We start from the raw sequence: 15058 nt of genomic DNA on the forward strand, positions 1-15058 counted from the left end.
GATCACCTTCGATGAGTACCATAGCCACTGGCTTTATTATGATGCGCTGGGAATTACTGAGCGCAGTGATGATGTTTCTGGCCAGCCAACTGAATTTGGTGTGCCGCAAGGCCAGCCGTAACGGCATGGCGTTTGTGTTCAGCAGCCTCGGGTTGTTCACTAGCTGCTGGTTTGTAATGGGGCTGATGGGCATGTCCTTCAACCTGGCAGGCATTATGCAATTCTGGGCGTCATTCAAAGACGTTTTCATCGATGTCATGAGCCAAAACCCGACCGCCTTCCCTCTGCCATAACCGTTTTTCCAGACTAGACGGGCGCAGCTATCGCGCCCCTTGTCGTAAGCGGGCTATGGGTCAACCAAGGCGAGCACGCATCAACCTTATCTTATATTGAGGGTGTACTCTTTGAACGGTTGCCTGAAGTGGACAATTCCGTGCGCATTTACCATTGCGTAAACCGTCAAAATTTTTTGTCCTTCGTAAATATCACCGCCATCGTCCACTTCCATCACAACTTCCAGGCAGTCCCCTTGCTGGTAACCTGTGGTTTTTAACAGCAGATCGGTCTCACTGTAAAACAGGGCTTCGGCGTTCCCCTCTTTGATTTCGAGAGGTGTTAAGTCAGCAGTGTTGACCCATACCATCTCATCAACTTTCCCCGTCAATCTAAAAACCGGCTTACAGTGAAACAAATCCCGATACACTCGCGGGTATATAGGCAATAACGTTGCCTGGTTGTCCGGGGTTATGGCTGGCCCATATTTGAACGGAACAATTCGCCCATGCCCCCGGATAGGCGACTCTTCGGCAAGTGCGGAGAAGGAAAGCATGACCGATAATAGAGTGCTGATGTAGTGACAGAATTTCAATGGTCGCTCTCCTTAGCGCACAGACCAAAACAATGCCGACTTGCTTAACCGCGCATCCAGGGAGTTAAGGTTACGCCGACCAGCAAGCCTTCCGGGCTTAGCAGACGGGTGACGCTCTGGCCCCACGGCTCCAGACGGTTGGCTACCAGCAGTTGATAGCCCTGATCCAGCAGCGTTTGGGTAGCCTTCGCCATATCTGCCACGTCAAACTCCATCCACGCCTGTGGCACCGGCAAATCTTGTGGCCATTGATCCTGGCCAAAGCAAGATTGGGCCGCCTGCGCCAGTGGCCACAGCGCAAAGTGCTTCACGCCCGCCAAGGCATCGTGCTCGGTCAGCAGATAGTCCTCATTCCCTTCCATTGGCTTTAGCGGCAACCCCAGCGCTTGCTGATAAAACGCGGCACTTTGGCTGGTGTTTTGGGTGATCGGGCCAAAACCCGCGACAAAAAGTACCTCAACACCACAAAATGGTTGTTCCATATCCTTTCTCCTCAGGGATTAACGGCTTTGCTGCCGCAACCGTATCGGCGTATAGCCATAGAATGCCTTGAAACGGTGGCTGAAATGGCTGGCCGAGCTAAAGCCGCAGTCCAGCGCAATCTGGGTTAGCGGTATCAGCGTGTTGCGCAGTAATTTCTCCGCCTGCTGCAAACGCACCTGCATCACATATTGATGCGGCGCCTGCCCGGTGCTGTGTTTAAACATGCGGGCAAAATGAAACTCGCTCAATTCCGCCTGAGCGGCCAAGTCTGCCAGCACCAAGGGTTGATCGAGATGGTGATAGATAAACTCCTGCACCCGCTTCAGCACGGCCGGTGCCAGCCCACCACGCACGCTGGGCAGCCGCCATTGGAACTGGGTGTAGCGCTGAAGCATATGCGACATCAACAGCGTAGAGGCGCTGCTCAGTGCCAGTTGGTTGGCGCTATCTTGCCAATTGTGATTAAGTAAAAACTGGCGATACAGCAGCGTGATTTGCGGATCTTCCGCAAACGACAGCGGCTCTACGTTGATGGACGCCGGGCTGCGATCCCAGGTCTGCTCCACCAAATGGCGCAAATGCTGGTCGGTACAGTACAGATGCACAAAAGAGAGATTGCTGCGGACATCCCAGGTGGATTCGTAATGACGCGGCATGATGCAAAAACGATCCGGGCCGCCGCCGTTCTGCCACCCCCCTGGTACCTTCTGATAGCACTCATAACCATCCGCCACGTACAGGCTGAGGGTGTGGTGATCGGCACTTTCCTGGGTGATACGGTCGTTGCAGTTGGACCAGGCCGCAAGTTGCACGCCAGATCCCAGTTGCACGCTATTGTGCAACCGGGCTTTATGTTGGTGCAGTGTTTCAAATGCCAGGTATGCCATAGCTGCCCTATTCCTGTGATCCAAGCCGTTTCAGTTTAAAGAGTGCTGGCGCGGGATACCAGTTGTCACCGGGCGCTTTTAACAAAAAAAGCGCAAGAATATGCAATTGGCCGCAAAAGGCTGAAAGCGTTACGGCGCAAAAAGATGAATACTCCCGTCATCATTCACAGGAGAATTTATGAATACGCTGTTGTATCTTGCCGTGGTGCTGATTTGGGGCACCACCTGGATTGCGATTACCCTGCAACAAGGCACGGTGGCGATCCCCGTTTCGATCGGTTACCGCTTCCTGCTGGCTGCCGCCGTGATGTGGCTGGCCATGCTGGCGCTACGCCGTCTGCGGGCCATTAGCCTGCGGGACCACCTGTTCTGCATGTTGCAGGGCTGCTGTGTGTTTGGCTTTAACTTTTACTGTTTCTACCTGGCCGCAGCCTATATCAGCAGCGGGCTGGAATCGGTGATTTTCTCGATGGCGGTGTTGTTCAACGCGGTTAACAGCATGATTTTCTTCCGCCAACGCCCCAGCCCCAACCTGCTTCCTGCGGCGCTGTTAGGCATGATCGGCATCGTGGCGCTGTTTTGGCAAGATCTGATGGCGACCCAGATGGCGCCAGAATTGCTTAAAGGTATCGGCTTGAGCGCCCTGGGCACCTACGGTTTTTCGCTGGGGAACATGCTCAGCACACGCCATCAACGCCGTGGACTGGATATCCTTTCCACCAACACTTACGCCATGAGCTACGGCGCACTGCTGATGTTTGCCATCGCACTGGCACAGGGCGCTTCATTGCAGCTCGAATTTACCACTCGCTATCTGGGTTCGCTGTTCTATCTGGCGATTTTTGGCACGGTGATCGCCTTTGCCGCCTATTTCACCCTGTTAGGCCGCATCGGCTCAGGGGCCGCCGCCTATAGCACCTTGCTGTTCCCGTTGGTGGCGCTGACGATCTCCACTCTGTATGAGGGTTACCAGTGGCATCTGAATGCGGTGATCGGCCTGTGTCTGATCCTGCTGGGCAACCTGGTGATGTTTTCCAAGCCGGGGAGGTTCAATCTATATCGATGGAAACGTGGAGTTCAGTGACCGTATTAAATATAAGTGTAGGGATACCGTTGCCCACTTAAGATAATCCATGAATTAACACAAAAATCATTGAGGTGTGAGGTAAACCACCTCAATGATTGCCCCACTATCACGAAAGATTACAGCCCATTGCAGTAGGATTCGTATTGACCTTGTTTACTCATACATATTAATGGCTTATTAGCTTCCTGCACCTGAAACCAAATTAACTTCATCAAAGCTTAAGACTTTCATTTAAAAACTCCTGTTACTTGATAATAAATAAACATCACGATTGCTATGCCAGTAGAAATAGCCAAGGACTGAAATAACGGAGATGCGTTAAAGCGTCTCGCAATAGAACCTATGGCAACCCCAAGAAAAACACAAAAAAAGACAAATAGAATGTTTTTCATTACCCCCCCCTAAAATGTAAGTAATGAACCTATTTTTAAAATCACACTATTGATTTCAATGAATATTATAGAATAAGAGAGATTGTTCAGGCATTGTAAAAACGTCTAAAGGTGCTAACACCTACTCATTTCTCAAATGAGGTCATCACAGAATAACCTTCCATAAATTGATAATGACTATCATTCTAAATTATTTTATCAAGGTCAAGTTGTTTTTATTCGACAGTATATGCCTATTAATCATTCCTATAATGAAAACCGTTAAAACGATATGGTAATTTTATTAACAACAATCAAAGTAAGCAGCGGGAAATAAATCGATAGCCATGGTCTAAAGTAATACGGAGGAACCATAATTATTGTTGATACCTCCCCGCCTATACTTGGGTCTGTTTTACGATAAAAGGAGTGACGAAAATCCGGCACCGCATCGTCATTTATGTCGAAAAACTGTCGAAACATCATCACCCCCCCTGCAACCTACTGTTATAAAAAATATTTCCTGGTTGGCATGTTTTATGTATTGCCATAGGCGGAGCATAAACCTTGCCATCCCCGAAAGCTTTTTAGCTGCGCTCAAAAGTTACAGGGGTAATCCGGGAGTTCACCATGAAAAAAATCACCACTGTCTGCCCTTACTGTGGCGCAGGCTGCAAACTGAAACTGGTAGTAGAAAATGGCAAAATCCTGCGTGCCGAAGCGGCAGACGGGGTAACCAATCAGGGGGAACTTTGCCTGAAAGGCTACTACGGCTGGGACTTCCTCAATGATACCAAACTGCTGACTCCGCGCCTTAATCAGCCGCTGATCCGCCGTGTGAAAGGTGGCAAATTTGAGGCTGTCAGTTGGGAGGAGGCTATTCGCTACACGGCACAGCGTCTGAAAGAGATCAAGCAGCAATATGGTGCGCGTGCCATCATGCATACCGGTTCATCGCGCGGGACGGGTAATGAAACCAACTATGTCATGCAGAAATTCGCCCGGGCGGTGATCGGTAATAATAATGTCGACTGTTGTGCCCGCGTTTGCCATGGCCCCTCCGTTGCAGGTTTGCAAGCGACTCTGGGTAACGGCGCGATGAGTAACTCTATCGGCGATATCGAAAACTCCAAGTGCCTGCTGATCATCGGCTACAACTGTGCAGACTCGCACCCTATCGTGGCTCGCCGAGTGTTGAAGGCCAAAGAGAAAGGTGCACAGATTATCGTATGCGACCCACGCCGCATCGAAACGGCGCGTATTGCCGATCTGCATTTACCAATCAACAACGGCTGTAATATGGCGCTGGTGAATGCCTTCGCTCACGTTTTGATTGAAGAAAACCTGTATGACCGCGATTACGTTGCCAACTATACCGAAGGTTTCGACGCCTATCGCCAGCAAGTGGCAGACTATTCTCCAGAAGCGGTGGAGCACCTGACAGGGGTCACTGCCCAGCAGATCCGCCAGGCAATGCGTATCTACGCCAGTGCCCCTTCCGCCACCATTATGTGGGGCATGGGCGTAACACAGTTTGGTCAGGCTGTCGACGTGGTGAAAGGCATTGCCAGCCTGGCACTGCTCACGGGTAATTTGGGGCGCGCCAACGTGGGGGTTGGGCCGGTTCGTGGACAAAATAACGTTCAGGGAGCCTGCGATATGGGGGTTCTGCCAAACGAATTCCCTGGTTATCAGGCCGTGACCGACGCCGCAGTACGAGCCAAATTTGCCGCAGCCTGGGGGATTGACGCTGCACAGATGGACGCCGAAGTAGGCTACCGTATCACCGAAATACCGCATCTGGCCCTTGAAGGTAAAGTCAAAGCCTACTACATCATGGGGGAAGACCCATTACAGACCGAGGCCGATCTTAGCCTGGTCCGTCGTGGGTTCGACGCGCTGGACTTTATCGTGGTGCAGGATATCTTTATGACCAAAACGGCCGAACAGGCCGATGTGATCTTGCCTGCCACCTCATGGGGGGAGCATGGCGGAGTGTTCTCCTGTGCCGACCGTGGTTTCCAACGTTTTGAGAAAGCTATCGAGCCGCAGTATAACGTCAAACGTGACTGGGAAATTATCAGCCTGTTGGCGACTGAAATGGGTTACCCAATGCACTACGAAGATAACCAACAGATCTGGGACGAGATGCGCGAGCTGTGCCCACTGTTTTACGGAGCCACTTACGAAAAAATGGGTGAACTCGGCCATGTGCAGTGGCCTTGTACCACCTTGGACAGCCAGGGGACACCTTACCTGTATCAGGGGAACCAATTCACGACCCCTTCCGGCAAAGGTCAATTGTTTGCTACAGCCTGGCGCGCTCCCGCAGAAATCCCTGATGAAAACTACCCTCTCGTGTTGTGTACCGTGCGCGAGGTCGGCCACTACTCATGCCGCTCAATGACCGGCAACTGTAAGGCACTACAAACGCTGGCGGATGAGCCTGGTTTTGTGCAGATCCATCCGCAAGACGCCGCTGAGCTGGGCATTGCCGACCAGCAACTGGTTTGGGTGGCCTCCCGCCGCGGCGGGGTGATTTCCCGAGCCAACTATAGCGAGAGGATTAATTTGGGCGCGGTTTATATGACCTACCAGTGGTGGATTGGCGCCTGTAATGAACTGACCCAGGATAACCTGGATCCGATCTCGAAAACGCCGGAAACCAAATACTGTGCGGTGAAGCTGGAAGCCATTGCCGATCAGCAATGGGCAGAAAACTATGCTCAGCAAAGTTACTGCACCATGAAGGCCCGCCTGCGCAGCGCCGTGGATGACTTGCTCTTGCCGTTAGGAGTTTAAGTTAATTAATGGATTAAGACGGTAATCATTGAGGTGCGGTGTGTCATCCCACCTCAATGATTTATTTCACCGGTCTTGACCTTATTTACTCATGCAAATTAGCGGCTTATTAGGCCGAACAATCCACATTGTCCGCACTTTAGATCGCCTTGTCAGGCCTGTCGCAAGAAGTTCTCTATGCTCGTTGCCAGCGCGAGCGGTACTTCATTCATTGGGTAATGACCTGCATTTTCAAGTATTTCCAGTTCAGCCCTCGGATACCATGCAAGGTAGGTAGAACGCATCAGATCCGTGTTGAATGTCGGATCATGCTCCCCGATCAGCACCTTAACCCTGTGTGGTAAACCCTGTACCTCCGCGCTGAAATCAGTGTTGCTCCATGCATTCAAGTAGGCGGCAAAAGCGGCTCTGGACGAATGCGCCATTGAATACTCTGCTTTCCAGTCGATCCACGCTCGTGAAAGGCGCTGTCCAGTACTTCGATGGATGATGATCCTTCTATTCTCGATGCTATCAGCTGCGCCATTAAACAATACTTGCCCTACAGGGTCGAAAGCCACACCGCAGGAAGGAACCGGTGCGACAGGCACTAGCATACGCACGCGCTCAGGGGCCAGGGCCGCTACACGTTCAATTGCCATTCCACCCATCGAGTGGCCTACCAAGCTAAACGTGTCGAATCCAAGCTCGTCTGCCAGGGATAAGGTATCCCTCGCAATCTCATCCATGCTATAAGTGCCAACTGCGGAACTCATGCTCCCGTATCCACGGTAGTTCATAAAGATAAAAGTAAATTCGTCGCGGCTGAGGGCATCCTCCATTGGCGCAAAAGCATGGCAATCACCAAACCACCCGTGAAGAACAATGACAGGATGCGGACCACTACCTACTCGGTGAAACGTGTTGGACATATCGACTCCTAATAAACTGAATGTGCCAGATGATTTCGTTACCGTGGCCATTGTAGGATCCGCAGCAGCAGCTCGCTTTCAATATTGAGTCAATTATTATAGAGTTTGGGCCATGCGTAATACGTTACTCGATCCTTACGAAGACATCCCACGAATTGCCGTAGTTACAGCAAATGACTACCCGGCGTCTTCGACTTTCCCCTCCCATACGCATCGTCGCAGCCAGTTTGCCTATGCCGCCTCTGGGACGATCAGCGTGTTCACGGCGCGCGAAAACTTGGTAGTTCCACCACAGCGTGCATGCTGGATACCTGCTGGCATCGACCATGAGATGCATATGCGTGGCCCTGTCACCATGTTGAACGCATTTTTTACCCCGGACGCTGCTCATGCCGCAGGACTACCCGATGGCTGTCGGGTAGTTGGAGTGTCCCCCTTGCTACAGAACCTGTTAGCACAGGCAGTGGATTTGCCAGCGCTCTATGACCTGAATAATAGAGAAGGCAAGATTATGTCTCTGTTGCTTGATGAAATTGCCGCTATGCCATCACTGTTGCTAAATACTCCGTTGCCAGACGAGCCTCGGTTAGCCAGACTGTGCCGTCAACTGATTGAAAATCCGTCTCTTTCTATCGATATCAACAAAATGGCTGCGGAGGCAGGCATGAGTCGGCGCACTTTCACCAGAGTGTTCCGGGCTCAAACTGGGGTGAGCTTTACTGAGTGGCGCCAACAAGCCTGTTTGCTGGCGTCTATCACCCGCCTCAACAATGGGGAATCGGTTACTCGCGTTGCGCTGGACCTTGGCTATGGGAGCTCAAGTGCCTTCACTGCACTATTCCGTCGTGTACTTGGCGTACCGCCCAGCCTCTACCTTGAGAAATAGTGAAAAATCAAAGTGGTAATATTGCTGAATAGACAGGGGCGCCGTACCGTGCCCCTAGTGACTGAATTTCTGCGCTGATATTGTCACTTCATTCCGGTTGGACAAGTATCCGCGACGTTGTTAAGCCCTTCGGTTTGACGCTCGAAGCGGATCTTGTTGGCGGACGCGTCATGGTTAATAGTCAGCACATAGATACCGTCAAAATCATTCCCCGACCATTTGGTAACCTGTTGTGGGTTACCTCCCTCGGCGGTGATGATATTTTTTACCACCTGCACCAGATTGTGATGTTCCCAAGAGACATACACCACGGCATTGCGGAAACGATCGTCCAGCAGAGCCGTCTGCAAATCAGCAATGTCATCGGCGTGATACTGGATATTCACCGGCAGTGAGAGCCGAATGGCCGTTGGGGTGATGGTGGTCAATGCCCGCATGGAGCTGCCCAGCTTATTTTTCTTGGGGCCAGCGGCATAAATGGCCTCAGGCTTACCGAAGCGGGAAATCAAGACCTCCGGCAGTGCCAAGGCGCGGTTAAAACCTTTGCAGGTCAACTGACCACTGTTGTTGTCTGGCTTCTCACCGTGGCGAACGAAAACCAGGGTTTGCTCACTCCAGGCGGCCCCTGCCACGCTGGATAACAGTAACGCCAATATGCCGTTTTTAAACGCTTGCTTCATGGTTCTTTCCACCCATATTTGCCCTTAAGAACGCCGCCAGGTAAGGCCACGTGCTTGCAGGACATTGTCGTGACTAATGAATTATTTGCATAGGTGTATGCATATTTGGCTACCTTATCATTGAATTGGCCCTGTAATACACTTCCTCCTGTCGGCCATAAGCACATCGGCCACCCTTTTGGTTGCTTCCTGAAAGCAGGCGTAATTTGACGGCGGAGATAAAATGAACGAGAAATTTGACGGTAACGGTATTTTCCCCAAAGGGCCAAAAAATGACGCCTATGCGCAATATTTCACCGGCACCAGCTACCTGAACATGTTGACCACTGAAGGGGTAGCCATTGGCAATGTGGTGTTTGAACCAGGCTGTCGGAATAACTGGCATATCCACCATCAGGGCGGCCAGATCCTACTGGTGACCGGGGGGCGCGGCTGGTATCAGGAGTGGAATGAACCGGCTCGCCAACTTACCGCCGGGGACGTGGTCAATATCCCGGCAGGCGCCAAACACTGGCACGGTGCAGCCCAGGATAGCTGGTTTGCGCATATTGCCGTGGCGGTCCCGGCCGAGGGTTCCTCCAATGAGTGGTTGGAACCGGTATCCGACGAGGATTACCGTCAACTGCCATGATAAAAAAGCCACCTGCCAAAACGGGTGGCTTGAGATTAATGAGCAAGGACGCAGCATGCGGCCCCTTTTAGAAAGTTAAGGCGTCACCCAATCACTAATCCCAGAACCGCACCGCCCGCCAGGATCCATAATGGATGAATACGTTTATTCATACTCAGCAGCGTCGTTAACACAATTAATATCGCCAATCGCCAGCTGGTCGCTGAAGCCTGGGCAATCAGCACGCCGCTCGCGGCAACCAATCCGACAGTGACCGGCACCAGCCCAACCTGCACGATACGCCGCCAGGGTTTATCTTTAAAACGCCGCCATGCGCCCATCACCAGGATGGTGACAATGGACGACGGCCCAAACTTGGCTACGGAGGAAACCAGCAGCCCGGCCCAGCCCGCGACGTGCCAACCAATCAGCGGCACGATCATCATATTCGGCCCCGGTGCCGCCTGTGCCATGGCGAACAGCGCGCTAAATTCCTGTGCGCTCATCCATTGATGCACCTCCACCACCTGGCGCTGCATTTCCGGCAGGATGCTAAAGCCGCCGCCAAACGCCATCAGCGAAAGCTCGGTAAAAATGATCGCCAGCGAGATTAACACCGCCATCATGAAGGTTTCCTCCACGCCAGCAGAATACTTAGCGGTGCCAGCACCAGCATGGTGGGCAGCAATGGCAAACGTAGCCAGGCAATCGCCACCAAAGCAATGGCGACAATCGCTAACGGCAACCATTTTCCCCACAGTGGCAGCAGCATTTTCAATGCGGTAGAGAGCAGTAAGCCCGCCGCCGCTGCGGCTAAACCGGCAAACACGTGCTGCACATGAGCATCGTCTTGGTAGCGGGCATAAATCACGCCTAGACCAACCACAATTGCCGTTGGGGCGCAGATCAGCCCGAGCAAGGTCGATAGCGCACCACGCAATCCGCGAAACTCCATCCCCACCGCCACCGACAAGTTTATGACGTTGCCACCCGGCAGGAACTGGCACAGTCCCAGCAGTTCGGTGAACTGTTCAGCGGTTAACCAGCGGCGTTGTTCCACCAACATACTGCGCGCCAGCGGCAGCACCCCGCCAAAGCCGATCAGGCCCAGCATCAGAAAGCCGGTAAACAGTTGAGTATTGCTCGGCGGCTCGGCGATCTCCTGGCCCTGTAGCACATTAGGATCTGACATGGCGTTTCCCACATTATCTCAGTTGTTATCTGGCATAATGCACGCGGCCAAGCCATGATGTCTAATGCATTTCAGAGCCATTATCGCTACGGTGTAGGCGCCGTAGAACAAGCTTAATCGTCCCGATCGACAATCCGCGTCAGGTGGATGACCAAGTACAGCAGCTCGTCGTTGGACATCTCCATTTCCAGCAGATTTTTCACATAGTCACGGATCACCAGTGCACAACGATAGGCATCTGGGTACTCTTTCGTCGCCTGCGAGAACAGGAAATCGTCTTTCGACTTCACCTGTTTGTTATCGATCATGCGTTGAATGAAAAACTGCATATGCAGCAGGAAACGCGAGTAATTGAGCGAGTCTGTGGCGATATCGATGCGGAAATGGTATTTGATGATGTTGAAGATATCCTTCAGCATCTTCACCGCCAGCAGCGTGTGCTCCATACTCTGTACGTCGGTCTGGCCATTGACCAGATGAAAGGCAATATTCCCCGCCTCTGCCTCCGGCAACAGGATATCCAAGCGCTCGTTGATCTGCGCCAGCGCCTGTAATGCTACGGCAAACTCCTGCGGATAAAAGCGTTTTACCTCATGCAACAGCCGGTTCTGTATGACGATGCCTTTACGGCAGCGCTCAATCGCAAAACTGAGATGGTCCACCAGGGTGAAAAAGATCTGTTCGTTGACCCGGCCGCCAAGCTGGCTGTTGGCCAGCCTGAGGATCATCTGCACCAGTTCAATATGCTGCTCCGGCGTGGCTTCTATCAGGCGCAGATGGTCGTGGCCGGTTTGACCATTCTGCACCACATAGACTTTTTCTATGCTGGCCGCAGCCAGCACATCTCCCACTTTGCTGTTAAACCCGATGCCCTTGCCCATCACGATAACTTCGCGGTTATCGCTGTCGGTGGACAGCACCAGGCTGTTATTGAGCACCTTGATGACTTTCATCATTAAACTGTGTTATCCACGTTGTTGGCCGTTCGAGGCAATCAGGCGCTGATACCAGGCGAAACTGTGCTTCTTGATACGCCGCAGATCGCGCAGATCCTGTTCACCACGGTTGACATAGATAAAACCGTAGCGCTTGGCGTAGCCCTGATGCGTGCTGACCAGATCGATCGCCGCCCACGGGCAGTAACCCAGCAGATCGACACCATCGTTAATCGCCAACTGCATTTGTTCGATATGCGCACGCATAAAATCGATGCGGTAATCATCATTGATGATATCCCCAGACAATAGCTGGTCCGGCGCGCCGATGCCATTTTCAGTAATTAAAATCGGCAGATGATAACGTTCATAAACCTTGCGTAACGTCAGCCGCAGGCCCACGGGGTCGATCACCCAACCATAGGGCGTTTTGTCGACATACGGGTTTTCCGCTGCCCGATATACGCCCGGTTCACCCAGCATGATTTGCTGATCCCCCGCGCGAGCCGTAATATCCGAGGCATCACCACGGCTGGCTGCGATAGTGGCAGTGGAATAGTAGTTAATCGCCACATAATCCGGCCGCCCTTGCAGCAGTAGCTCCACATCTCCGTCTTCAATCACAGGGGCAAGGCCACGATCCTGCAAATATCGCCAGGCCAACGCATTGTATCGGCCATGTACCGCGACATCCAGAAAGCTCCAGCAGCGCAGCGTTTCCCAGTTGTGGGCGGCGATGGCATCCAACGGGTGGCAGGTTTCCTGATACATGGAAGTGGTATTGATCGCCGGGCCGATTTTCCCCTTGGGGCAACGCTGATGGCACAAAGCCATGACCCGCGCCTGCGCCACCAGCATATGGTGGCTCTGTTGATAAAGCACTACCTTGGAAGGCAACTCGCCGCCCTTCGGCACACCGATGGCTCCAGGGTGCAGGATCATGGTGTTCTGCTCGTTGATGGTCAGCCAATATTTGACCTTATCGCCAAAGGCAGTGAACAGCACGTCCGCATACTTGACAAAGGCATCGATGGTCTGCCGATTGCTCCAACCGCCCTGTTGTTCCAGCACATAGGGCAGATCGAAATGGTAGAGTGTGACCACCGGTTCAATGCCGTGCTTGAGCAGTTCATCGATCAGGTCACGATAAAACGCCAGGCCAGGCTGATTCACCTCACCCGTGCCGTTGGGCAAAATGCGCGTCCAGGCTACGGAGAAACGGTACGCCTTCAGCCCTAATTCGGCGAACAGCTTAACGTCCTCACGAAAACGGTGGTAATGGTCGCTGGCCACCTTAAAATCCGCCGTCTCGGCGGGATGATCGAGCATATCAACAATGGAAGGACTTTTGCCGTCCTCGTCCCATGCCCCCTCAACCTGATAAGCCGAGGTTGAGGCCCCCCACAGGAAGCCTGGTGGAAAATCGTTCAGCTGTTGGTAAATCATACTTTTTGCTCCTGAATATTCAGCGCGACAATTTGCTCACCAAAGTTCACCGGGCCAGGCTGCCGACAGCTCAGGTGCGGATACTGCTCACTGTTGACCACCAGCACCGGGGTGATGATGTCGTAACCCAGCGCGGTAATCGCAGCAATATCAAAGCGTACCAGCTCATCACCGGTTTTCACCCGATCGCCCACCTGCAGTTGAGAGCTGAAATGCTCACCGTTGAGATTGACGGTATCGATGCCGATATGCATCAGCACTTCCATGCCGTTATCGGCCTTAATGCCTACGGCATGCTTCGAAGGCAGGAAGGTCACGATTTCCCCGTCCACGGGCGCGCGCAACACACCTTGTTCAGGCACAATCGCCACACCCTTGCCAAGTAACCCTTGTGAGAATACGTCGTCATTCACCTGTTCCAATGCCACCAGTTGGCCTGCCAACGGGCTGTGTAGCAACGCGTCATCAACAGACGGCGCGCTGTCTGTCACCGTTGACTCTTCTTCATCAACCGGATCTTCAAAGCCCAGGATCCAGGTCAAGGCAAAGGTCACGACGATAGCGATGACGCAGGTGATGAGGGCGTGCACGATATTCATCGGGTTTTCGCCGATAAAGGCCGGTAATGCCGCTAAACCCGGTGAAACAAAGGCATAGCGCACCAAACCACTGACACCCGCGTAAACACCGGCACAGCCGCCGCCGATCATGGCCGCGATCAGCGGTTTACGCAGTTTCAGCGTGACGCCGTACAGTGAAGGCTCGGTGATCCCCAACAGCGCAGTGAAACCGGCAGATGAGGCCAACTGGCGCAAATTTTTATTCTTGGTGCGGAACGCTACGCACAGGGTTGCCGCGCCCTGGGCGATGTTGGAAGCCAACATACCGGGGCCATTAATCATCTCAAAGCCGTTTTTACTCAACTGGCCGGTAGCAATAGGCGTCATTGCCCACGCCGTGCCGGTGATCACCAGGAACGGTTGCAGCCCGCCCATTAACATCGGGATCAGCCAACTGGCCTTGCCATCGATGATCGCCGCGCCGCTGGCTACCAGATCGTTGAGGAAAATACCGAACGGCCCCACCGCCACCAAGGCTAGCGGCGTGGTCACCAGCAGGATGATCATCGGTTTGGTGAAGAATTTAATCATGGTCGGCGAGACTTTTTCGGCAAAGCGCTCGATATAGGACATCAGCCACACCGTGAAGATGATCGGCAGCACTGAACCGGCATAATCGGCCAACCGCACCGGGATGCCAATAAAATCGATTGGCGAACCGGCAGCCAGCATCTGGGCAAGATTGGGGTGCAGCAAGGCTCCCGCGATGGTCATGGCCAGAATAGGATTACACTCAAACTTGATTGAGGCGCCGTAGGCCAGCAGCACCGGCAGGAAAAAGAAGGCGGCATCGGCGATGGTATCCAGCAGATGGTAAGTTGGGCTGGCCGCGCTGATCGCCCCAGTTAACTTGAGGATCGCCAGCAGCGCCTTGATCATCCCCGCGCCGGTAATAGCCGGGATCACTGGCGTAAAGGTGGTCGAAATCACGCTGATAATCTGCGTAAAGACACCGCCCTTGGCCTTGTTTTTCGGCTGTCCGTCAGGTTTGCCCAACGGTTGGCCAATCGCTTTTTGCAACGCGCGGAAAGTCTGCTGCACGTTGTTGCCCACCACAATCTGGAACTGGCCACCGCGCTCGACTACGCTGATCACGCCGGGCAAAGCTTCAATCGCCTTCGCATCTACCCGACTGTCGTCGTTAAACTCCATCCGCAGGCGGGTGGCGCAATGCGTCAGCTTACTGACGTTACCCTTCCCCCCGACCAGTGCCAATATGTCCAAGCCCAACTTGTTATAATCCATAGGTTTTCCCCGGCAAAAAAAGCAAAAAAAAGACC

The 15058-nt window shown here is 53.0% G+C and carries 16 protein-coding genes; 5 read left to right on the forward strand and 11 right to left on the reverse strand.

What is annotated here, in order from left to right:
- Nucleotides 1-11 precede the first annotated feature (11 nt).
- A complete protein-coding gene (locus KGP21_RS14880; RefSeq protein WP_223535513.1) occupies nucleotides 12-293 on the forward strand; it encodes a YjcB family protein in 282 nt (93 codons plus the stop codon).
- An 86-nt stretch (nucleotides 294-379) separates the two neighbouring features.
- Here the strand turns inward: KGP21_RS14880 and KGP21_RS14885 are convergent, their stop codons facing one another.
- From KGP21_RS14885 to KGP21_RS14895, 3 genes are read right to left on the reverse strand one after another with little or no spacing between them, the layout of a single operon-like run.
- On the reverse strand, nucleotides 380-868 hold the full coding sequence (locus KGP21_RS14885; protein WP_071683492.1) for a hypothetical protein: 489 nt from the start codon (nucleotides 866-868) through the stop codon (nucleotides 380-382).
- A gap of 44 nt (nucleotides 869-912) precedes the next feature.
- The gene (locus KGP21_RS14890; protein WP_021806455.1) at nucleotides 913-1350 is read right to left on the reverse strand and encodes a glyoxalase/bleomycin resistance/dioxygenase family protein; all 438 of its coding nucleotides are present in this window, start codon (nucleotides 1348-1350) and stop codon (nucleotides 913-915) included.
- An 18-nt stretch (nucleotides 1351-1368) separates the two neighbouring features.
- Nucleotides 1369-2238 carry a helix-turn-helix domain-containing protein gene (locus KGP21_RS14895; RefSeq protein ID WP_223535515.1) on the reverse strand — a complete coding sequence of 290 codons (870 nt, stop codon included), beginning with the start codon at nucleotides 2236-2238 and terminating at the stop codon, nucleotides 1369-1371.
- Between the two features lie 178 nt (nucleotides 2239-2416).
- Between KGP21_RS14895 and KGP21_RS14900 the strand changes: the two genes are divergently transcribed.
- The gene (locus tag KGP21_RS14900) at nucleotides 2417-3322 is read left to right on the forward strand and encodes a DMT family transporter (RefSeq protein ID WP_021177908.1); all 906 of its coding nucleotides are present in this window, start codon (nucleotides 2417-2419) and stop codon (nucleotides 3320-3322) included.
- 230 nt (nucleotides 3323-3552) lie between these two features.
- Here the strand turns inward: KGP21_RS14900 and KGP21_RS14905 are convergent, their stop codons facing one another.
- On the reverse strand, nucleotides 3553-3717 hold the full coding sequence (locus KGP21_RS14905) for a hypothetical protein (RefSeq protein ID WP_223535517.1): 165 nt from the start codon (nucleotides 3715-3717) through the stop codon (nucleotides 3553-3555).
- Between the two features lie 609 nt (nucleotides 3718-4326).
- Here KGP21_RS14905 and fdhF point away from each other — a divergent pair.
- Complete coding sequence (gene fdhF, locus KGP21_RS14910; protein WP_223535519.1) at nucleotides 4327-6498, forward strand: formate dehydrogenase subunit alpha; 2172 nt, start codon at nucleotides 4327-4329, stop codon at nucleotides 6496-6498.
- Between the two features lie 152 nt (nucleotides 6499-6650).
- Here fdhF and KGP21_RS14915 read toward each other — a convergent pair whose 3' ends face one another.
- Nucleotides 6651-7460, reverse strand: a complete 810-nt coding sequence (locus KGP21_RS14915) for an alpha/beta fold hydrolase (protein ID WP_021806459.1) — start codon at nucleotides 7458-7460, stop codon at nucleotides 6651-6653.
- A 61-nt stretch (nucleotides 7461-7521) separates the two neighbouring features.
- Here KGP21_RS14915 and KGP21_RS14920 point away from each other — a divergent pair, with 61 nt between their 5' ends.
- Complete coding sequence (locus KGP21_RS14920; RefSeq protein WP_223535523.1) at nucleotides 7522-8295, forward strand: helix-turn-helix domain-containing protein; 774 nt, start codon at nucleotides 7522-7524, stop codon at nucleotides 8293-8295.
- Between the two features lie 83 nt (nucleotides 8296-8378).
- On the opposite strand, the gene KGP21_RS14925 is transcribed toward KGP21_RS14920, so the two are convergent.
- On the reverse strand, nucleotides 8379-8975 hold the full coding sequence (locus KGP21_RS14925; protein WP_209522932.1) for a histidine phosphatase family protein: 597 nt from the start codon (nucleotides 8973-8975) through the stop codon (nucleotides 8379-8381).
- A gap of 223 nt (nucleotides 8976-9198) precedes the next feature.
- Here KGP21_RS14925 and KGP21_RS14930 point away from each other — a divergent pair, with 223 nt between their 5' ends.
- A complete protein-coding gene (locus KGP21_RS14930) occupies nucleotides 9199-9606 on the forward strand; it encodes a cupin domain-containing protein (protein ID WP_223535525.1) in 408 nt (135 codons plus the stop codon).
- An 83-nt stretch (nucleotides 9607-9689) separates the two neighbouring features.
- Here the strand turns inward: KGP21_RS14930 and KGP21_RS14935 are convergent, their stop codons facing one another.
- From KGP21_RS14935 to KGP21_RS14955, 5 genes are all read right to left on the reverse strand, one after another.
- Nucleotides 9690-10211 carry a chromate transporter gene (locus KGP21_RS14935; RefSeq protein ID WP_223535529.1) on the reverse strand — a complete coding sequence of 174 codons (522 nt, stop codon included), beginning with the start codon at nucleotides 10209-10211 and terminating at the stop codon, nucleotides 9690-9692.
- Nucleotides 10208-10777, reverse strand: a complete 570-nt coding sequence (locus KGP21_RS14940; protein WP_223535531.1) for a chromate transporter — start codon at nucleotides 10775-10777, stop codon at nucleotides 10208-10210. The genes KGP21_RS14935 and KGP21_RS14940 overlap by 4 nt, the downstream gene beginning before the upstream one ends.
- 113 nt (nucleotides 10778-10890) lie before the next feature.
- Nucleotides 10891-11730 carry a BglG family transcription antiterminator LicT gene (licT, locus tag KGP21_RS14945; protein WP_037376086.1) on the reverse strand — a complete coding sequence of 280 codons (840 nt, stop codon included), beginning with the start codon at nucleotides 11728-11730 and terminating at the stop codon, nucleotides 10891-10893.
- Between the two features lie 12 nt (nucleotides 11731-11742).
- A complete protein-coding gene (locus KGP21_RS14950; RefSeq protein WP_223535533.1) occupies nucleotides 11743-13158 on the reverse strand; it encodes a glycoside hydrolase family 1 protein in 1416 nt (471 codons plus the stop codon).
- Nucleotides 13155-15023: a beta-glucoside-specific PTS transporter subunit IIABC gene (locus tag KGP21_RS14955; protein ID WP_094981275.1), complete on the reverse strand. Its 1869-nt coding sequence runs from the start codon at nucleotides 15021-15023 to the stop codon at nucleotides 13155-13157. Before KGP21_RS14955 ends, KGP21_RS14950 begins: the two co-directional genes overlap by 4 nt.
- Nucleotides 15024-15058 lie beyond the last annotated feature (35 nt).

It is taken from the genome of Serratia sp. JSRIV004, assembly GCF_019968705.1.
GTDB lineage: Bacteria > Pseudomonadota > Gammaproteobacteria > Enterobacterales > Enterobacteriaceae > Chania > Chania fonticola_B.